Below are 19,708 nucleotides of genomic sequence, written 5' to 3'. Positions count from 1 at the left end.
ACGAAGCGTTGCTTCACCGCTTCGAGCATGCGGAAACTGGTCTCGAGTTCCTGCATCTTCTCGATGAACTCGGCATCGGGCAACGAGAACAGAGGAGATTCGAGCAGGTCTTCCACAATGGCAGCGTGTGCGGTGACACTCTGCGCGATGGTGGATTCCCCTCCCGAATTCATACCCCCATTCTACTCCTCAATAGCAAGCAGACATAGCCCAATTCAATTGTGATACAACGATATTCAGACCCTCCACCCTTTCGGAATTGGTCAGTGCGAAGTCCGAAACTAGAGTTACCCCGTGACCACATCCGAGTATCTTGCCGGGCTCTTCTCACTCGAAGGCCGAGTCGCCGTGGTAACCGGCGGCAGCTCCGGAATCGGCCGCGGAATCACCGAGGCCCTGGCCCGCGCCGGAGCCAAGATCGTGATCGTGGCCCGGGATCCCGAGCGGCTGGCAGCGACGGCGCAAGAGCTCGCGGCCGCAGGCGCGGAGAGCGGCCGGGTGAGTGCGGACCTGGGGACGCGGGAGGGCGTCGCGCAGGCGGCCGAAGAGATCGCGGCGACATTCGGCGAACCCGACATCCTGGTGAACTGCGCGGGGGTGAATTTACGGCCGCCGCTCGGGGAATTGGGGCCCGAGGTCTGGGACCGGACCATGGCGGTGAACCTGGAAGCGCCGTTCCTGCTCGGTCAGCGCTTCGGGCCGGGGATGGCGGAACGCGGGTTCGGGCGCATCATTCATATCTCTTCCCAGCAGGCGCAGCGGGCGTTCGTGAACAGCGGCGCGTACGGAGTATCCAAAGGGGGGCTCGAGTCGCTCACCCGGTCACAGGCCGAAGCGTGGTCGCCGTTCGGGGTCACCTGCAACACCTTGGTGCCGGGATTCGTCGAGACGGCTATGAACGCCCATCTGTCCGCCGATCCGCAGCGGGTGGCCGCGCTGGCAGCGCGCACGTTCGTGGGGCGCAACGGGGTGGCGGCGGATTTCGCGGGCGCGGTCGTCTTTCTCGCGGGCAACGGGTCGGGATACGTGACGGGGCAATCCATTTGCGTGGACGGCGGGTTCTCCGTGCACTAGGGCTCGACGCCGAGCGCGAGGGACAGGAAGTCGGTGAGTTCCAGGCGAACTCGTTCCTGGGTCAGGCCGTCCGCGCCGGCGCGCAGCGCGGACAGCAGCGCCGACACCAGGACCGAGAGCAGCACCTCACCGGCCACCTCCACGTCCACTCGCGCATCCAGGTAGCCCAGTTTCATACCGTGGCTCACCAGTTGAATCGCCTGTTCGCCGTACCGCCCGGCATTGTGGATGCAGCGCTCGATCACGCGGTCGTCGATCGACGACGCCTCCAGGAGCAGGAAGTTCACCAGGCCGGGCTCGGTCGCCACCAGGTCGTAGCAGCGATCAATCACGCGCTCGTAGCGCGTGCGGAAATCCGCCATCGTGTCGGGGAAGTCGTCGCCCTCGGGGCCGAGCAGCAGGGTGCGGATGTGCCGGAAACAGTGATCGATCACCGCGTCCAGGATCTCGCGCTTGTTGTCGAAATAGTTGTAGAACGTGCCGTGGCTGACCCCGGCCGCCACGGCGATGTCGTCCACGCTGATGGTACGGAAGCCGCGGGCCAGGACCAGGCCGTAGGCGGCGGTGACCAGGTCGGTGCGGCGCTGTTCCAGACGGGCTGCGCGGCGGGTCGTGCGCGGGTCCTCGCTCACGAGGCCGCCTTGCGGACCCGGAGCACCTTCTCCAGCATGTACAGCAGACCGGCGGTGCTGCGTTCGCGGGTGAACGGGGTACTGCTGCCGTGCAATTCGCGAATCAGGCCGGGGCCGACCAGGGTCAGGATGGTGTGCGAGAGGACCTCGGCGTCGATGTCGGCGCGGATCCAGCCCGCGCTCATACCGCGCTGCAGCTCGCCGGTGACCAGGGCGGCCACGAAACCCTCGAAGCCGTAGATGCGCTGGGCCAGTTCCTCGTCGATGGCTCCGGCCTCCACCAGCAGCAGGCGCACCAGCTGCGGCTCGAGCTCGTAGAGCTCGTACACCCGCTCCACCGCGCCACGCACCACGGTCACCAACTCACCGACGCTCTCGGCCACGCCGAACAGCGTCTCCGGACGCACCGATTGCATCACCTTCTCGACACCGAAATCGATGACGTGGTCCAGGATCTCGCGTTTGCTGCCGAAGTAGCGGTACACCGTGCCCTGGCCGATGCCGGCGCGGGCGGCCACCTCGGAGATGGCGGTGGCCTCGTAGCCCTGCGCCGTGAACACCTCGTAGGCGGCTTCGACGATCTCGCGGCGCCGCCGCAGCGGTAACTCCCGCTGTGGCGGCCTGCCCATTCGGGAAGCTATTTCGCGGCTCCTTCCTTGCCTGCTCCGGCCTTGTCCCCCGCGTCCTTCGGCCCGTAATCCACGACCAGCCATTCGCCGCCGCTGCGGGCGACGGTCACCACGAGCAGATTCGGCTTCGTCACCGGTTCCGCCTGCTGAATATTGCTGGTGCGCTGGGTAGCGTAGACCAGTACCTCGTATTGGTCATTGTCCTTGGCCCGCACCGACGTTCCCGCGACCTGCCCCGTGGCCACGACCTGGGCGTCGGTCATGATCTTGGCGAGGGTGTCGTGCACCTCGTCGTAGCGTGCCCGCAGGGCGTCGGAGGTGCCCGTTTGCACGCCGGAGAAGAACGCGGGCAGGTTCTTGTAGTCGTAGGTCAGCGACCGGAGGGTGTAGTCCTGGGCCACCTGGGCGGCCATCTCACGATCGGACTGATCGGTGCGCAGCGCATCCAGGTCCGTGGCGCTGTTGCGCCACAGCACCCCGAGCACCACCGCACCGACCGCCAGCAGCACGGCGGCCGCGGTCATGATCGAGAACGCCAGTTTGGCAACGCCTTCGGACGGCGCGGGTGCCGCCGGCTCGGCGGGCGTGACCGGATCGGCGGGCTCCTTCGTCAGGACCGCGCGGGCGGGCACGGACGGCGCCGGGACGGCCGCCGGGGAGTCCGACGGATTCTCCGGTGGTACAGCACTTTCGGATTCCAGCGCGGGTTCGGCGGTCGCGGTCCCCGGGACCGCACCGGCCGGCATCGGTTCCGCGGCCCCGGCGGTCCCGGCCGCGGCCGCCGCCTCGGTGGCCGTGGCATCCACCGCCGCAACGCTTTCGGCGACCGCCTCGGTCCTGCCCGGCTGTTCGTTCTCACTCATGAATCGGTTCCTCCCTATCGCGGAAACTCGACGCCGACGTGGGCCGCGCCATCGCCCGGGAACACCGTGGCCAGTAGATCCACGATCGATCCGGCATCCACCCGCAGCGGCTTCAGCGCGCTGGTGGACGGTTTCAGGGCGGTGGCGATGAACCCGAGGTCGGGGCCGATCACTTGCAGGTATTCGTCGATCCGGGTGACCAGCGGGCCGATCGGATCGGCGAAGATGTGTTCGCCGACGTGGGAGTAGTTCTCGAACGCGGCGATGATGTGCAGCAACTCGGGCAACGCACGGTCGACGTCCCCGGCCGCGGCGCTCAGACCGGGTGCGCGGCCGTCGAATCGATCGCCCAGGGTCTGGACGTTGCCGTACAGGCGCGCGATGGCATCGCGCTTGTCCCGCAGCAGATTCGCGGTGCTCACCAGCGCCCGGGTGAGGTTGGCGACGTCGGCGTCGCGGCCCTCGAAGCCCTCGGCGACGGTTGTGGCCAGGTGCTCGAGCCGGGCCGGATCCAACTGCGCGGTGAGCGCGTCCATCTTGGCCAGCGCCTCACCGACGGTACTGGCCGCGCGCACCTGGCTCCGGGGCACGGTGTCACCGTCGCGCAGGAACGGGCCGGCCGTCCCCTCGGGGCGGAAGTCCAGGAACTGCTCGCCCGCCGCGGACAGGTTGGCGATGCGGACGGGGGTGCCCGCCGGGATCCGGTAGTCGGCGTCGTACTCGACCTCGACCGCCAAACCCTGTGTGGTCGCGCCGATGTCGCGCACCCGGCCGATGGGCAGGCCGCGAAGGGTGACCTCCGAGGTCCGCATCAGGCCACCCGAGCTGTCCAGCAGCACCGTCACGGTGGTGGTGTTCCGGCGCGGGTCCATGTCCAGCACGCCCACGGCCATGTAGCTGCCGCAGACCAGGGTCAGCACCGCCAGCAGGACGAGCGAGACCGGACCCGAGAACGAGAGTTTCATGGCACCATCCCGAGCGCGCGCAGGGTTGTCACGAGTTCATCGGCCCGCACCTGGGTGTCGACCCGGCGGATCTGCACATCTGGGGCATTGAGGAAAGGAATCAGTTTGTCCCGCAGCAGTATCCGGAACGTCTCCAGATTCTCCGACAGGGTGATGTCGGAGTAGCCGATGGTGACCGCCGTGGGCGCGAGGACCGACACGATCGAGCGGAAATCACCGAGGTAGGGGTTGATCAGCGTGCCGAGGTTGCCCGCGAGTGCGCCGCCGCTGATGATCAGTTTGACCACGTTGAACAGCACGTCGGACAACCCGGCGGCCCGTGCGGGACCGTTGGTGAGGATGTTGTCGATCGACCCGCGACCGGACTCCAGTTTGCCGGTGATCTGTTGTGCCGAAACGAGAATGCGATCCAGTTCGGCCGTGTGCGCGGCCATGTCGCTCAGCGCCGCACGCCCGGCCCGGTTGATGCGATCCAGTTCCGCGGGATCGGCGGGGAAGGCGGCGTTCACGTCGGTCACCAGTTGCTGGATGTCGGACCAGCGGCCGCCGGTCACGATATTGGACAGCGCCCGCAGGATGTCCTCCACGTTCGTGGCCGGCACGGTCTGCGACACCGGGATCAGGTCACCGTCGGACAGGAAGGTGGCCGGGGCGTTCTTCGGCGCCTCCAGGGCGATGTGGATATCGCCCAGGATCGTGCTCTGCCGCAGTTCGGCCGTGGTGGACCGGGGCAACTTGGCGCCGGCTTCGATGTCGACCGTGGCGACGGCGGTGGTGCCGACGAGGTCGATGTGATCGAGCATGCCGATCTCCACGCCCTCGTTGATCACCTTGGCGCGGTCGGGCAGATTCAGCACCGAACCGAATTCGATGCGCACCGAATAGGTTTCACCGCTGATGTAGGTGCCGGGGATGGGAATGTCGGTGGCCTTGACCCCGCAGCCGGTGAGCACCAGGGCCGCGACCGTGAGCACCGGGACCAGCCGGGCCGCCGCGCGCCTCATCGCACACCCGCCTGCGGCAGGCGAGCGGCCAGCGGCGGCAGCTGGGACAGCAGGTCGGTGATGTCGCCGCGGCGCTGCTCGATCAGGTCGTGCAGCTGCGGCACCACCTGGTCGAGCAGATCGAAGACCTGTTTGTCGTACTTGCCGATATTGCGGGCGAGCACCGGCAGGAACTGCACCGCGATGTCCACCGCCCCGGCGAATTCCTGGGAGAACTCGCCGATCAGTTGCAGCCCGGCCCGCAGGTTGTCCAGCACCGCGACCATGTCCGGCCAGTTGGTGACGAACATGGCGGTCAGCTGGTCCAGATTATCGATGAGCCGCCGGAACACCACGTCGCGCGAGTTCGGGTCGCCGACCACCGCGGACAGCCGCTGCAGCAGTTGATTCCACTGCTGCCCGGTGCCGTCGATGGCGCGATCGGCGGCGACGAGGGTGTCGTCGAGCAGGGTGTCGGTCGCCGTGCCGCCGGTCAGATCCTCCGACAGCCTGCCCATGGCGTCCAGGGCCTCGCTGATGCCGATGGGGGTCTTGGTCCGGGCCAGCGGAATGCACTGCGCGGTGTCGAAACGCGCACCGCCGGTGAAGGGTTTGGTCAGCTCCACGTGCCGGTCGGTCACGATGGAGCTGGACATCGTGACGGCCTCGATGTCGGCGGGCAACCGCACGCCCTCCCGCACATCCATGGTGACCCGCATGCGGTTGCCCAGGGATTCGATCCCGGACACCGTGCCGATCTCCACGCCGAGCATGGTCACGCTGTTGCCCTCGTACAGGCCCACGGTGTCCGCGAATTCGGCGCAGACGCTGTGCGAGGTCTCCCGCACGGTCCCGGCCCACGTCACCGCCACCACGCCGGTCGCCACCACCACCGCGGCGACTCCGGCGGCGAGTGCTGTTCTGCCCCATCTCATCAGCACGCCTTGCCTTCGTAGGGAATGCAGACCTGTACGCCCGCGCCGGGTGTGTCCACCCGCACCCGGGTCCCGAGCAGGCCGTTCAGTCTGCCGATCACGTCGCGCAGGGAAGCGATGACGACGTCGATCCGGTTCGGGTCGTCGAAGACCTTGGAGAAGAGCTGCTCGATCTCGGTGATGGGCGGCTCGAGGGTGTCCCCGTACGCCATGACCGGCCGGTTGATGATCAACAGCAGCCGCTTGACCAGGTTGAACACCCCGACGATGTCGGCCTTGCGATTGCCGAGCGAATCGGCGACCGTGCCGAGCTGACGGACGAAGTCGGCCAGGATCGCCCGGTCGTCCGCTATCGCGGCGACGTATTCGTCCGAGACCTCCAGGGCGGTGTCGAGCTGCTCGGTGCGCTCGGCGAGCAGCCCGGTCAGCTCGTTGGCGTTGGTGATCACCCCGCGCAGCGCGTCGGGCTGGTCGTTCAGCGCCCTCTCGAGTTCCTCGACGGTCCCGCGGGTGGTCGTGGCGTCCACCTTGCCGAACAGCGGCGTGCCCTTGTCGAGGATGTCGCTGAGTTCGAACGGGGTGGCGGTGCGCTCGCGGGGAATGTGCCGGTCCCCCAGCTCTTTGTCGCCCGCCAGGCCGACGGCGAGGTAGTGCCCGCCGATCGGGGTCAGCATCTTGACCTCCGCGGTGGACTCGTGACCCACGCGCACATCGGATTTCACCGTGAAGCTGATCTCGACGTGATCGCCGGCCAGTTCGACCTCCCGGATCTTGCCGACGTTGATGCCCGCCACGCGCACCTCGTCCCCGGCCCGCGCGCCGCCGGAGATCGCGAAGTCCGCGACGTAGGTGCGCTGCCCGATCGGCACCACGTAGAGCGCGGCCGCGGCCAGCAGCAGCACCGAGCACACCGCCACACCGGCTATGCCCCAGCGCAATTGGGTCGGCTGGTCGCCGCGCCCGGCCAGGACCTCGCGAACGAGCGCACCCATGTACCGCACCGGGCCCGTCATTTGCACACCACCAGGTTCTGCGTCGAGAGGATGATGTCCGCGGTCGCGGGTAACGCGGCCGCGCCGTTGGAGCAGGTGATGCGCGGCTGATATCCCGTCCCGGGCACGGCGGCGTTCAAACCGGTGACCAGGGCCGGGGTCAGCGCCAGCAGCTGGGTGAGTTGCTCGGTCTGCGGGACCAGCCGGCGCAACAGCCCGTCGATCGGCCCGTAGGCCACGTCGTAGGCGTCCCGCGTGCCTTCCAGCAGCGGAATCAACGGGGTGAGAGTGGCTTTCGCGGAGTCGATGGCGCTGAGCACGGCCTGTGTCCGATCGGTGAACTGCCGCAGGATCCCGCTCAGCTGATCCACCAGATCACCGACCGCCTGCGATTTGCCGCCGAGTTCCCGCGACACCAGGCCCAGGTTGCGGATCAGCAGCACGATGACCTGTTCGCTGTTGCGGGCGTGCGCTGTCAGCTTGTCCACATCGGCCAGCACCGGTCCGATGCCGGATCCGTCGCCCTGGATGACCCGCAGCAGGTTGTCGCCGAATTGGTTGAGCTGCGCGGGATCCAGGGTCTCGAACATCGGCTTGAAGCCGTTGAACAGCTTGGACACATCGAAGCTGGGAATGGTGCGCTGCACCGGGATCGTCGCGCCCGCGGCGAGTTCCGCCCCGGGCGGGCCCTCGGTCAGCAGTTCGACGTAGCGCTGGCCGATGAGGTTCTGATAGCGCACGGCGGCCTCGGTGTTGTCGTATACCGCGCGCTGCCGATCGACGGTGAAGCGCACCCGGGCGCGCGGGCCGTCGAGCTCGACCGTCTCGACCTTGCCCACCGCGACCCCGGACATGCGCACCGAATCACCGGCGAACAGACCCGAGACATCGGTGAAAATCGCGTCGTAGGTGACCTTCTCGCCCGGGATGGGCGTGCGCAGCGCGGTGACCACGAACACCGAGCAGCCCGCCACGACGAGCAGGAAGACCACGAGTTTGAGCGAGGATTTGGCGATCTCGTTCATCGAGCGCCCTCCGGAAGTGAATCGGCGAGGTAGGGCATGGTTTTCGCGATCAGCTCGACCTGCAATCGAATACGGCCGTCCTGCGCGGAGAAGGCGCCGTCCATGGCGTTCAGCAGCGCCGGGACGCGGTGGTAGGCGGGGACGGCCGAACCCACCGACACCGCGATCGGCACCGCCAGATCCAGGACGCCGCCCAGCACCTTCTCCAGTTCGGGATTGTTGCGCGCCAGCAGATCCGAGATGCCGATCAGCACGGCCTGATCGATGCCGTCGGTGGCGGTGTTGGTGCGCGCCCGGTTGCCCGGGTCGCCGAAGTAGGCGCTCTGTTCGAGCACCGCCAGGATGGCGTGCCCCACCGACGGGGTCAGGTCGGCGAAGGCGCCGGTCATGTCGCCGCCGATCGCCAGGTAGTGACCCAGGGGTGCGCGCTGGCCGTCCGCGAGCATGCGGGCGGTCTCGAAGAAGGACTTCAGCGCCGGTCCCAGGCTGTCGGCGTTGTCCAGCAGCAGATCGAAAAGCCTTCGGACCGTGTCGGAGTCGAGCACCGTGGTGAGCCGGGCCGCGCGGCGGAAGACCCCGGACACCGTCGCGTTGGTGGCGTTCTCCCCGATGCTCAGCACCGAGTTCTCCGCCAGCGGTCCGCCGCCGGCGCCGGCGACGAGTTCGATCGCGCTGGAGCCGAAGACATTCGAGGAGGTGAACCGCGCGGTCACGTCGTCGGTCAGCGCGCCGGCCTGATCCCGTTCGATCTCGATCTCGATGCGCTGCTGCCCGTAGCCGACCGTGGTCACCTCGCGCACGGTGCCGATGGCGTAGCCGCGGAATTTCACCTCCGCGCCGGGCGCCAAGCCCTCGCCGAGGGTCGCGGCGTCGATGGTGAGGGCGAACCTATCGGCGAAAGATCCACGCGCATAAGAACTCACGACGATCGCCACGACGACGATGACGATCGCGAACACCACTCCGCGCAGACGCAGCAGCCACGGGCCCGCGGCCCGGCCGGAATGATCCTGAAACACACCCATGACTCACCCCGAGATCCGAATGCCGACATCCAGGCCCCAGATCACAATGGTGAGGATCATGTCCAGGATGACCACCAGCACCAGACTGGCGCGGATGGCCCGGCCCGAGGCCCGGCCCACGCCCTCGGGTCCGCCGGTGGCGTAGAAGCCCTGGTAGCCGTGGATGAGAATGATGGCGATGACGAAAATTGTCGCCTTGACCAGCGACGCTACGACGTCTCCGGGTTGCAGGAAGGCATTGAAGTAGTGGTAGTAGGTGCCCGAGGACTGCCCGTGCAGCACGTTCACGACCGTCGCGCAGGACAGGTACGACAGGATGAGGGTGAGCAGGTGCAGCGGCACGATGGTGACGACCCCGGCGATGACGCGGGTGGTCACCACGAAGGGCATCGGCCGGATGCCGATGGCCTCGAGCGCGTCGATCTCCTCGGAGATGCGCATGGCGCCGATCTCCGCCGTCATGCGGCACCCGGCCTGGGCGGCGAAGCCGATGGCGGCCACCATGGGCGCCATCTCCCGGGTGTTGGCGTAGGCCGAGACGAATCCGGTCAGCGGGCCCATGCCGACCATGTTCAGTGCGGTGAAACCCTCCACGCCGATGGAGCCGCCGACCGCGATGCCCAGGAAGGCCAGCACCGCCACGGTGCCGCCGCCCACGATGATCGCTCCGGAACCCCAGGTGATGTCGGACAGGATCAGCATGGTCTGGCGGCGGTACACCCGCAGCGTGTGCGGAATCGCGGCCAGCACCTCGTAGACGAAAGTCGCCTGGTGCCCGAGGGATTCGAAGACGTTCAACGGGGCGCGGGCGCCGCGCTCGGCTACCCGGCCCGCCGTGCCGAGGGCGTGATAGCGGGCGGGAACCTGCGTCATCAGCCCACCTGCTGCGGTAGGAACATCGAAACCAGCTGGGTGATAACGAGATTCACCCCGAACGCGGCGATGACGCCGATCACCACCGCCGCGTTCACGGCGTTGGCGACGCCCTTGGGTCCGTGCGTGGCCTCGAGCCCCCGCTGACAGGACACGATGAGCACGATGACCCCGAAGAGCATCGATTTCACGATCGCCACGGCCAGATCGCTCATCTTGGCGAAAGCGGAGAAGGCCGAGAGGTAGCTGCCGGGGGTGACGCCCTGGAAGCCAACCGCGATCACGTAGCCGGTGAACACGCCCATGAAGATGATCAGCATGCACAGCAGCGGCGTGAGTGCGAGCATGGCCGCCAGGCGCGGGGCCACCAGCCGCCGCACCGGGTCGATGCCCATGGTGCGCAGCGCGTCCACCTCGTCGCGAATGGTGCGCGCGCCGAGGTCGGCGGCGATGGCCGAACCGGCCGCGCCGCCGAGCAGCAGCGCGGTCACCATGGGCGCGCCCTGGCGGATCACCCCGAGTCCGCCCGCCGCGCCCGAGACCGAGCTCGCACCGACCTGCTGGGTCAGGCTGCCGACCTGCACCGCGACGATGACGCCGAACGGAATGGCGACCAGCACAGCGGGAATGGCGGTCACGCTGACGATGAACCAGCCCTGCTGCAGGGTGTCGCGCCACGGGTGTTTGAGAGCGACGGTGTCGGTGATCAGGTAGCGGAACGCCGCTACGGCCAATTGCAGGGTGCGCCCGAATGTGCGCAGCCCGGAGAGTACGAACTCGATCGCCTGCCGCGCCAGCGGATCAGACCCCCGAATGACCTTGTCGACCAATGCTTACCACCCCACTGCCCCTGTTGGTCGTTGCCGACCGGCCGAACAGTAATACAGATTTCGGACTGACGTGTCAGTCTTCACGGGGTTCGTGAGAATGCTTGACTGACCGGCTGGTTCGGGGGAAAAATGCCCAACCTATTTTCAATGCCGGTGGCTGCCGGAGATTTTCAGCAATGGATCGGCAATCGAAAATACCGCCGATCAAAAAATTGATTCGGCGGTATTTCACTTATTGCGAGTTATTAGCTCGCTTGCGATTCAATTAATGGCTCGGGCGAGGTCGACGAGAGCCGCCAAGAGCACCGTTTCGTCGGCGCACACCGCGGGATCCAGCACCGTGCGCCGGGCGATGAGCTCGCGGGCGGCGCGAATGTCGGCGGGACGGCCGATGCCGACCGCACCGGCGAGCCTGCCTTCGCGCAACCCGAGCACGGTGAGGTCGGGGGTGCCCGGCGCCCCGCGGACGACCAGTTCGTCCGTCGGCTCGATCCGGCCCGCGAACTGGATGTTCAAGCCGTACTGCGTCGACCAGCCCCAGCAGACCTCGGCCGTCTCGGGCGCGGTGCCGAGCATGGCCGCGGCGGCCGCGGCGCCCTGGGCCTGCGCGCTGTTCCAGTGCTCGTCGCGACGGTGCACGCCGGTGTCGAGATCGAGCCGGGCCGCGACGTCGCCCGCCGCGTAGACCCCGGGCGCACTGGTGCGATAGCGCTCGTCGACCAGGATGCCGTCCGCAACGGCGATACCGGCCGCCGAGGCGAGCGAGATGTTCGGTATCGCACCGATAGCAACCAGGGCCGCGTGCGCGTTCCAGGCCCGGCCGTCCTCGGCGGTGGCGGTCACCGTCCCGGGGGCGGTCTGCTCGATATCGGTCAGCAACACCCCGCCGACCACATCGACGCCATTGTCGGCGTGCAGTTTTCGAATGAACTCACCGATCACCGGCGGCGCGATCCGGTCCAGCGGGGCGGCTCCGGCGTCGAGCATCGTCACCCGCGCACCGAGTTTCGTCGCGGTCGACGCGACCTCGCAGCCGATCAGGCCCGCGCCCACGATCAGCAGCGAGCCCGCGTCGATGGCCGAGCGCACGGCCGCGACATCGGAGCGCCCGCGCAGGGTGTGCACCCCCGCCCCCGCGCCGGGCAGCCCGCGCGGGCGCGCACCGGTGGCCAGCAGCAGGCTGTCGTAGCCGAGCTCCTCCCCATCGGTCAGCAGTACCCGCGCGCGGTCGGGCTCGATGCTCGCGACGGTGACCCCGGTGCGCACCTCGATGGCGTTCGACTGCCAGAACTCACCGGGCTCCAGCAGGGTTCGCCGCTCCACCGCGGTGCCGGCGAGCATCTCCTTGGACACCATGGGCCGCCGGTAGGGCAGCTCGTCCTCCGCGCCGATCAGCACGATCGCACCGGTGTACCCGGCGGTGCGCAGGGTCCGGGCCGCGGTGGCGCCCGCGATCCCGGCGCCCACGATGACAATGCGGCCGTTCGTCACGAGCGGCTGACCTCCACCATCTCGAAATCGGCCTTGGCCGCACCGCAATCCGGGCAGGACCAGTCCTCGGGGATGTCGGCCCAGCGGGTGCCGGGCTCGATACCGTCCTCCGGCCAGCCCAGGGTCTCGTCGTACTCGAAGCCGCACACCAGGCAGCGGAAGAGTTTGTAGTCAGTGCTCATGATCGGGTCCTGTACTCGCGGAGGTGGATTCGAAGTCGAACTTCTCGCGGACGCCGCAGTCGGGGCAGCACCAGTCGTCCGGTACCGCCGACCAGGGGGTGCCCGCCGGGAAGCCCTCGCGGGGCGCTCCGGCGGTCTCGTCGTACACGTAATCGCACACCGGGCAGGCATAGGCGGCCATCAGCGCACCCCGTACTTGGCCAGGACGCGCTCGCGCTTGGCGGGCTGGATGTTCACCCGGGAGATGTCACCGGCGTAGTGGTTCAGCACCCGGTGGTCCATCACCTTGCGCCACAGCGGCGGGAAGTAGGCCAGGCCGATCATGCTGGCGTAACCGCTGGGCAGATTGGGAGCGCCGTCCATGCTGCGCAGGATCTGGTAGCGCCGGGTGGGATTGGCGTGATGATCGCTGTGCCGCTGCAGGTGGTACAGGAAGATGTTGGTCACGATGTGATCGGAGTTCCAGCTGTGCGCGGGGGTGCAGCGCTCGTAGCGCCCGCTCGCGGTGCGCTGGCGCAGCAGGCCGTAGTGCTCGAGGTAGTTGACCGTCTCGAGCAGCGCGAAGCCGTAGACGCCCTGAATCACCAGGAACGGCAGCACCATCGGGCCGAAGGCCACCGCGAGCGCGCCCCACAGCACGACCGACATCAGCCAGGCGTTGAGCACGTCGTTGTGAATCGTCCACGGGTGCTTGCCCAGACGCCGCAAGCGCGTGGCCTCGAGTTCCCAGGACGAGCGCAGGCTGCCCCAGACGCTGCGCGGCAGGAAGGTCCAGAACGATTCGCCGAAGCGCGAACTGGCCGGGTCCTCCGGGGTCGCGACGCGCACGTGATGGCCGCGATTGTGCTCGATGTAGAAGTGCCCGTAGAAGGTCTGCGCCAGGGTGACCTTCGACAGCCAGCGCTCGAGCTCCTCTTTCTTGTGGCCGAGTTCGTGCGCGGTGTTGATGCCGACGCCGCCGACCACGCCGATGCTCAGCGCCAGGCCGAACTTGGAGATCAGGCTCAGCCCGCCGTCCACGCCCAGCCAGGACAGGTCCGTCGCGGTCCACAGGTAGCAGGCGTAGATCAGGCTCAGCAGCTGGAACGGGATGTAGGCGTACACGCAGTAGCGGTAGTACCGGTCGTTCTCGAGCCACTCCATGACCTCGTCCGGCGGGTTCTGCCCGTCGGGACCGAAGAAGCGGTCCAGGATCGGCAGCAGCACGTAGACCAGCAGCGGGCCGATCCACCACCACACCGGGGCAACGGCCTGCCAGCCGAGCTGATTGAACACCCACACGAAACCGGTGGTGAGGAATACGGCGGTCGGTGCGACCAGGCCGAAGAGCCAGAGGTAGCGCTTGCGGTCATGCCACTGCGGCGGCACGACATCGCGGGCCTCCCCGGTACGAGACGTCGTCATTGTCGATCTCCTAGACATTTACACTTCTGCTCGAAGTGTATCCAGTAGATACACTCGTCTTGAAAATGTCAATGAACGAGACGGATCGAGGGCCCATGTACGATCAGCGCGTGGCCGCAGCCCCGAACTTTCAGAGCGATATGCGCAAGCTCCTGCGCGAACGGATCATCGACACCGGCCGGCGCATCGTGGTCGCCGAAGGCTGGGGCGCGGTGAACATGTCCCGGCTGGCCAAGGAGGTCGGGGTCAGCCGCCCGGTGCTGTACAAGGAGTTCGCCAACAAGCACGAGCTGGCCGAAGTGGTCATCAGCCAGGAGGTCGACACCTTCCTGGCCGGCATCGCCGAATGTCTGGCCGCGCAGCCCGGCGACGTCGTGCTCGGCATTCGCGCGGCGGTCGAGTTCACGCTGCGCACGGGCGCGGACAACACCCTGCTCAAGGCGGCGCTCGCGGGCCGCACCGCGCCGGACACCGCACTGCTGCCGGTGCTGATGACCGAGACCGAACCGGTGCTCGGGCGGGCGATCACGGCGGTCACGCTGATGATCCGCGGGCAGTACACCCTCGCCGAGGTCGGTGACGACGAACTGGCCGCCATCACCGAAACCCTTGTGCGACTTGCGCTGAGCCATCTGTTCCAGCCCACCGGCCCGATCGACCGGGCCGTCGGGCAGATTCACACGGTGGTCGCGGGCGCGTTCGCGAACCTGCCGGCGCGGTAGCCGGCGCGACGGGCCGCCGGGCTTGAAAGGCTAAGTGCCCGTGACAGGTTCGAAGTCGATCTGCTCGCGGACGCCGCAGTCCGGACAGCACCAGTCCGGCGGCACCTCCGACCAGGGCGTGCCCGCCGGGAAGCCCTCGCGGGGCGCGCCGCGCGCCTCGTCGTAGACGTACTCGCAGACCGGGCAGCGATAGGCGGCCATCACCGCACCCCGTACTTCGCCAGGACGCGGTCGCGTTTACCGGGCTGGATGTTCGCGCGGGTGATGTCACCGTCGTAGTGGGTGAGCACGCGATGGTCCATGACCTTGCGCCACAGCGGCGGGAAGTAGGCAAGCCCGATCATGCTGGGGTATCCGGCGGGCAGGTTGGGCGCGCCGTCCACCGTGCGCAGGGTCTGATAGCGGCGGGTGGGGTTGGCGTGATGATCACTGTGCCGTTGCAGGTGGTAGAGCACGATATTGGTGGCGATGTGGTTGGAGTTCCAGCTGTGCGCGGCCGTGCAGCGCTCGTAGCGCCCGCGGGCCGTGCGCTGGCGCAGCAGGCCGTAGTGCTCGATGTAGTTCACCGTCTCCAGCAGTGCGAAGCCGTAGACGCCCTGGATCAGCAGGAACGGCAGTACCCACGGGCCGAACACCGCGACCAGCGCGCCCCACAGCACCGCCGACATCAGCCAGGCATTGAGTACGTCGTTGCGGATCGTCCACGGGCCCTTGTCCATTCGCTTGAAGCGCGCGGCCTCCAGCGCCCAGGCCGAGCGCAGACTCCCCCACACGCTGCGTGGCAGGAACATCCACAGCGATTCGCCGAAACGCGCGCTGGCCGGATCCTCGGGCGTCGCGACGCGCACGTGATGGCCGCGATTGTGCTCGATGTAGAAGTGCCCGTAGAACGTCTGCGCCAGCGTGATCTTGGAGAGCCAGCGCTCGAGGTCGGTCTTCTTGTGCCCGAGCTCGTGCGCGGTGTTGATGCCGACCCCGCCCATGACCCCGACGGTCAGCGCCAGCCCGACCCGCGACACCGTGTCGAGCCCGCCGTCGAGCCCGAGCCAGGACAGCTCCGTCGCGGTCCACAGGTAGCAGCCGTAGACCAGGCTCAGCAGCTGGCACGGAATGTAGGCGTACACGCAGTAGCGGTAGTACCTGTCCTGCTCGAGCCACGCCATCGCGGCCTCGGGCGGATTCTCCAGATCGGGCAGGAAGAGCCGATCCATCGCCGGCAACAACGTGTACACCAGCAGCGGCCCGAGCCACCACCACACCGGGGACACGGCCTGCCAGCCCAGCAGCCCGAACACCCACACCAACCCGGTGGCCACGAACACGGCGGTCGGCGGCACCAGTCCGAACAACCAGAAGTAGCGGTTGCGATCACGCCACCGCGGCGGCGCGACCTCCCGCGACTCCTCGGTACGAGACGTCGTCATTGTCGATCTTTCCTCGAATACAACTGCTGGCGCAGTGTATTCAGCGACGCCCGTTTCCGCCGGACAATCGTCCAGTAGACCGGCTGCCGATCCCACATTTCAAGACCGCATCAGTCGCGGGTGGACCACATCAGTCGCGGGTGGTAAGTCGTTGCTCGGCAATCGCAGCCCGATGGGCCGGGGACGGAGGCTCGGCGAGCCCGATCCCGGCATCGGTGAGAATCGTCAGGTCGAGGGTCCATTCACGGACAGACCGCACCTGCCAGAGCGCAAAGGCTTCGGCTACATGCTGCCGGGCCTGCGCCTCCGACATGCCCGTCACGGATCTGAGATGGTCGAAAGCGTGGGATGCTCGCCCGCTGACCTGAGCAAACCCGAAGTGGGTCGTCTGATGACAGTCGGTACAGAGCAGGATGATGCGACGTAGGTGCTGTACGCCGGTGGCATCGTCGAAAACCCACCGCTCATGCGCTTCCAGCCAGCGCCGAGCGGCCCCGTCACGATCGCGGCCGCACACCTCGCACCGATGCCCGGCCCTGGCGTTCACCATCCGCTGCAGTCGTAGCCAATCCTTACCGTCGACGCACGAGCGCACATTGGTGAACCAGCAGGTTTCGGGCACCAGATCCACGAATAGGCCGCTGCCGCAGGTACGGTCCTCGCCGGGCAGAACCTCCGGCACACTCGGGCGCACCGAACCCGGTCGCCCCTCGGGGTGGGCCTCGATCCATTTCAGGCCGCCCAGATCGAGCCGCAACCGCGCGCGTGTGACCGCAACATAGGCGAGTTTGGCCTCGGTCTGCCCGATCGGGACCGGACCGGGACATTCGGGGTTCTCCGGATGGGCGAAATCATCTCCGATCCGCACCGTGTCCCATTCGCGGCCCTTCGCCTTGTGCGCGGTCGATATCGTCACCTCCGCGTGGGCCTCGCCGCACAGGTTCGCGACAGCCTCGAGCACCACGTCCACGCCGTAGTCATCGATCAAGCTCACCAACGGCCCCAGATCCGCGCCGGCCGGGTCGTTCTCCGCGTAGTCCTGCAACTCGCCCCACGAGGTGAACAGGCAAAGCTCCGGGTGATTACTGCGCCGGCCGCCCTGCAGATCGCGCGCGGCCCGAGCAAGCAACTCCAGCGACTTGCCGCCGCCGACCAGAGCCACCCTGCGCTTTCGACTCAGGTGCGACATCACCTCGAGCATCGCGCCCACATTGGTCCGGCAGAGCACCACGTCGGCCTGCTCGACATCGCAGATCTCGGTGGCCAAGCCGTCATTTCCGGTCAGCCGGATCGGCGCGTCGACGATGGCGAGCCACCGATTTGCTTCGGCCGCAACAGCCGCGCCGAACCGAAACGATCGAGTCAGCCCCAGCTGTGTACCGTCGAAGTCGTACATCACGTCCTGCGCACCTCGCCATCCGTAGATGGCCTGTGCGGAATCACCCACCATGACCAACTGGGAGTGACTCCGCTGCGCGTTGAATACCTGTTCCACAACGGGATTCGTGTCCTGCGCCTCATCCAGCAGAATGAAGTCGTAGTCCAGTTCCGGCTCACCGAGAGCCCACATCTTCAGGTAGTGGTCATGGTCGAACCGCACCGATCCACGGTCTCGATGTTGCAGATCGCCCCACGCCTTCACCGCGTACGGCAGCACCACATCGATGAGCCGCTGATGATCCGAGACGTCGTCCAGACCACGCAGTCGGGGCACGTGCCGGGACATGATCTCCCGATCAGCGGAATAGCAGAACCGCTGCACCGTCCGCACCGTTGTGTATGACAGAGCTGCAGCGCTCACCGGCCGGTTGCCGATTCGCAGGGGATACCGAATCCCCAGCGCTGCACCAACCTTCGCCGACGAGACGCGAGCGGCATTCAAGCGCTCCCGATAGTGGTGTCCCACGGCGCGATAGGCCATCGAATGAGCGGTCCGGCATTGCACGGTACGCACGAATCTCTGCTGCGCCTCGGCCGCCACCGCGCGGTTGTAGGCGAGGTACAGGCCTGCCCGCGAGCTGCCGTTCGACAGCAGCCGGAGGGTCGTCGTCTTCCCCGTCCCGGCCCCGGCCTGGATCGCCATGTCCGCACCACTCGCGAACGCATCGATCGCCGCCTGCTGCTCCATGGTCGGTGCCGATGTCGCTTGCCCCACACAGACTCCCCCCTCGGATGCCATGCTCGAGCAACGATCATCGCATCGACCACCGACAGGGACGAGGAATCGCGGGGATCAGTCCGCCGGGAGTTCGGCGCCGGACTCGGCGAGCTTGGCGGCGACCTCGTCGGGGAAGACGTTGCGGAACAGGAACAGGTCCCGGCCGAGCTTCCAGCCGGGGGCCAGGGCCACGGCGTAGCGCTCGAAGTAGCCGAGCTGTTTGCCCATCAGGATGAGCTGTTCGGGGCCCGCCGCGCCGCGGCGCTTGCCGAACTCGAGCAGGCGGGCGGCCACGACGCCGAGGTCGAGCTTGTCCAGGCTGCCACTCAGCACCGGGCCCAGCGCGACGGCCAATTGGCGGCCGATGGTGGCGTCGTCGCCGCTGTCGTCCGAGACCATGTCGAGCTTGCGCAGCGCGCGGGCCACGGGCCGGAAGTCGTTGTCGATGGCGCTGGCGTAGAACAGGGCGCGCACGAAGTCGCGCCATTCGGTCTCCATGCGGCCGACGATGCCGAAATCGAGCATGGCCACCCGGCCGTCCTCGAGCAGCCAGAGGTTGCCCGCGTGCACGTCACCGTGGAAGAGCCCGTGCACCGCGACGCTCTCCATCCACGCCTTGACCAGGCGGCGGATCAGCAGTTCGGAGTCCGGGTGCACCGCGCGGATGTCGTCGAAGCGGTCCAGCGGCATGCCGCGCATGCGCTCCATGCACAGCACACGCGGTGCGGTGTACTCCCAATACACCTCGGGGACAACAACATTGGTGTTGTCGCCGAAGACGGTCAGGTTGTGCCGCGCCCGCGTCTGGTTGTCGGCCTCGATGAGGAAGTTGAGTTCGGCCACCGTGGCCTCGTACAGATCGCGCACCACGGCCTGGGTATTGGCCACCCGCGCGTTCTCCGAACGCTTCTCCAGCGTGCGCGCCAGCTTCATGGCCGCGCGCAGATCCACGATCATGCGCCGGGCGATCTCCGGGCGCTGCACCTTGACCACGGCCGGGCGGCCGTCGGCCAGCACACAGGCGTGCACCTGCGCGATGGAGGCGGCCGAGAGCGGCTCGTCCTCGAAGGACTGGAACAGCTCGGAAATGGGCTTGCCGAGCTCGGATTCGATGATCGCGCGCGCGTCCGCGGAGGGGAACGGCGCCATATCGTCCAGGCAGCGCAGGCAGGCGTCGGCGAGTTCGCGCGGGAAAGCGCCCGGCGACGACGCGATGAGCTGACCCAGTTTGACGAACATCGGGCCGAGCGATTCGAAGCCGTTCACCACACCGTCGGCGACCGCGCGCTTACGCTTGGCCTTGCGCAGCCCGCCGCGCAGCACGCTGCGGGTGACCGAACCCCCGAGCACCGCGCCCACGATCGCGGTGCGCCGCAATTCGGAGAACCCGAACGTATTCAGATCGGGCCGAACCACCTCGGGCGTACCGGCCCGCACAGTCATGGGTGAGCTCACGGGCGGCAGTGTATCGCTGATTGTTTCGCAAACCCCGCTGTGGTGC

The 19,708-nt window shown here is 67.6% G+C and carries 21 protein-coding genes; 2 read left to right on the top strand and 19 right to left on the bottom strand.

From position 1 onward, the window contains the following. Positions 1-294: 294 nt before the first annotated feature. On the top strand, positions 295-1,074 hold the full coding sequence (locus ABZ319_RS28895) for an SDR family oxidoreductase (RefSeq protein ID WP_354989649.1): 780 nt from the start codon (positions 295-297) through the stop codon (positions 1,072-1,074). Here ABZ319_RS28895 and ABZ319_RS28890 read toward each other — a convergent pair. From ABZ319_RS28890 to ABZ319_RS28820, 15 genes are all read right to left on the bottom strand, one after another. Then, positions 1,071-1,706 (bottom strand): TetR/AcrR family transcriptional regulator, encoded by a 636-nt coding sequence (locus tag ABZ319_RS28890; RefSeq protein WP_354989648.1) that lies wholly within the window; start codon positions 1,704-1,706, stop codon positions 1,071-1,073. The genes ABZ319_RS28895 and ABZ319_RS28890 overlap by 4 nt on opposite strands. Continuing rightward, a complete protein-coding gene (locus ABZ319_RS28885; RefSeq protein ID WP_354989647.1) occupies positions 1,703-2,335 on the bottom strand; it encodes a TetR/AcrR family transcriptional regulator in 633 nt (210 codons plus the stop codon). Before ABZ319_RS28885 ends, ABZ319_RS28890 begins: the two co-directional genes overlap by 4 nt. Before the next feature lie 8 nt (positions 2,336-2,343). Then, positions 2,344-3,198: a hypothetical protein gene (locus ABZ319_RS28880; RefSeq protein ID WP_354989646.1), complete on the bottom strand. Its 855-nt coding sequence runs from the start codon at positions 3,196-3,198 to the stop codon at positions 2,344-2,346. 14 nt (positions 3,199-3,212) lie between these two features. Further along, on the bottom strand, positions 3,213-4,163 hold the full coding sequence (locus ABZ319_RS28875) for an MlaD family protein (RefSeq protein ID WP_354989645.1): 951 nt from the start codon (positions 4,161-4,163) through the stop codon (positions 3,213-3,215). Further along, positions 4,160-5,167 carry an MlaD family protein gene (locus ABZ319_RS28870; RefSeq protein WP_354989644.1) on the bottom strand — a complete coding sequence of 336 codons (1,008 nt, stop codon included), beginning with the start codon at positions 5,165-5,167 and terminating at the stop codon, positions 4,160-4,162. The genes ABZ319_RS28875 and ABZ319_RS28870 overlap by 4 nt, the downstream gene beginning before the upstream one ends. After that, a complete protein-coding gene (locus ABZ319_RS28865; protein ID WP_354989643.1) occupies positions 5,164-6,081 on the bottom strand; it encodes an MCE family protein in 918 nt (305 codons plus the stop codon). The genes ABZ319_RS28870 and ABZ319_RS28865 overlap by 4 nt, the downstream gene beginning before the upstream one ends. Continuing rightward, positions 6,081-7,094 (bottom strand): MlaD family protein, encoded by a 1,014-nt coding sequence (locus ABZ319_RS28860; protein WP_354989642.1) that lies wholly within the window; start codon positions 7,092-7,094, stop codon positions 6,081-6,083. Before ABZ319_RS28860 ends, ABZ319_RS28865 begins: the two co-directional genes overlap by 1 nt. Further along, positions 7,091-8,098, bottom strand: a complete 1,008-nt coding sequence (locus tag ABZ319_RS28855; RefSeq protein ID WP_354989641.1) for an MCE family protein — start codon at positions 8,096-8,098, stop codon at positions 7,091-7,093. Before ABZ319_RS28855 ends, ABZ319_RS28860 begins: the two co-directional genes overlap by 4 nt. Beyond that, positions 8,095-9,123 carry an MlaD family protein gene (locus ABZ319_RS28850; protein ID WP_354989640.1) on the bottom strand — a complete coding sequence of 343 codons (1,029 nt, stop codon included), beginning with the start codon at positions 9,121-9,123 and terminating at the stop codon, positions 8,095-8,097. Before ABZ319_RS28850 ends, ABZ319_RS28855 begins: the two co-directional genes overlap by 4 nt. Positions 9,124-9,126: 3 nt before the next feature. Beyond that, complete coding sequence (locus ABZ319_RS28845) at positions 9,127-9,996, bottom strand: ABC transporter permease (RefSeq protein ID WP_354989639.1); 870 nt, start codon at positions 9,994-9,996, stop codon at positions 9,127-9,129. Then, complete coding sequence (locus ABZ319_RS28840; protein WP_354989651.1) at positions 9,996-10,811, bottom strand: ABC transporter permease; 816 nt, start codon at positions 10,809-10,811, stop codon at positions 9,996-9,998. Before ABZ319_RS28840 ends, ABZ319_RS28845 begins: the two co-directional genes overlap by 1 nt. Positions 10,812-11,087: 276 nt before the next feature. Beyond that, positions 11,088-12,317, bottom strand: a complete 1,230-nt coding sequence (locus ABZ319_RS28835; RefSeq protein WP_354989638.1) for an FAD-dependent oxidoreductase — start codon at positions 12,315-12,317, stop codon at positions 11,088-11,090. After that, positions 12,314-12,499 carry a rubredoxin gene (locus ABZ319_RS28830; protein WP_354989637.1) on the bottom strand — a complete coding sequence of 62 codons (186 nt, stop codon included), beginning with the start codon at positions 12,497-12,499 and terminating at the stop codon, positions 12,314-12,316. The genes ABZ319_RS28835 and ABZ319_RS28830 overlap by 4 nt, the downstream gene beginning before the upstream one ends. Continuing rightward, complete coding sequence (locus ABZ319_RS28825) at positions 12,489-12,680, bottom strand: rubredoxin (protein ID WP_354989636.1); 192 nt, start codon at positions 12,678-12,680, stop codon at positions 12,489-12,491. Before ABZ319_RS28825 ends, ABZ319_RS28830 begins: the two co-directional genes overlap by 11 nt. Next, a complete protein-coding gene (locus ABZ319_RS28820; protein WP_354989635.1) occupies positions 12,680-13,903 on the bottom strand; it encodes an alkane 1-monooxygenase in 1,224 nt (407 codons plus the stop codon). The genes ABZ319_RS28825 and ABZ319_RS28820 overlap by 1 nt, the downstream gene beginning before the upstream one ends. Positions 13,904-14,013: 110 nt before the next feature. Between ABZ319_RS28820 and ABZ319_RS28815 the strand changes: the two genes are divergently transcribed. After that, on the top strand, positions 14,014-14,625 hold the full coding sequence (locus ABZ319_RS28815; protein ID WP_354989634.1) for a TetR family transcriptional regulator: 612 nt from the start codon (positions 14,014-14,016) through the stop codon (positions 14,623-14,625). 30 nt (positions 14,626-14,655) lie between these two features. Here ABZ319_RS28815 and ABZ319_RS28810 read toward each other — a convergent pair whose 3' ends face one another. From ABZ319_RS28810 to ABZ319_RS28795, 4 genes are all read right to left on the bottom strand, one after another. Further along, positions 14,656-14,826 carry a rubredoxin gene (locus ABZ319_RS28810; RefSeq protein ID WP_354989633.1) on the bottom strand — a complete coding sequence of 57 codons (171 nt, stop codon included), beginning with the start codon at positions 14,824-14,826 and terminating at the stop codon, positions 14,656-14,658. Then, on the bottom strand, positions 14,826-16,049 hold the full coding sequence (locus tag ABZ319_RS28805; protein WP_354989632.1) for an alkane 1-monooxygenase: 1,224 nt from the start codon (positions 16,047-16,049) through the stop codon (positions 14,826-14,828). Before ABZ319_RS28805 ends, ABZ319_RS28810 begins: the two co-directional genes overlap by 1 nt. Before the next feature lie 130 nt (positions 16,050-16,179). Further along, complete coding sequence (locus ABZ319_RS28800; RefSeq protein WP_354989631.1) at positions 16,180-18,177, bottom strand: UvrD-helicase domain-containing protein; 1,998 nt, start codon at positions 18,175-18,177, stop codon at positions 16,180-16,182. A gap of 105 nt (positions 18,178-18,282) precedes the next feature. Next, positions 18,283-19,662 carry an AarF/ABC1/UbiB kinase family protein gene (locus ABZ319_RS28795; RefSeq protein WP_354989630.1) on the bottom strand — a complete coding sequence of 460 codons (1,380 nt, stop codon included), beginning with the start codon at positions 19,660-19,662 and terminating at the stop codon, positions 18,283-18,285. Between the last annotated feature and the right edge of the window lie 46 nt (positions 19,663-19,708).

It is taken from the genome of Nocardia sp. NPDC005978 (genome assembly GCF_040614455.1).
Classification (GTDB): domain Bacteria; phylum Actinomycetota; class Actinomycetes; order Mycobacteriales; family Mycobacteriaceae; genus Nocardia.
The sequence above is the reverse complement of the archived record's forward strand: the minus strand, read 5'-3'. Positions and strand labels throughout refer to the sequence as shown.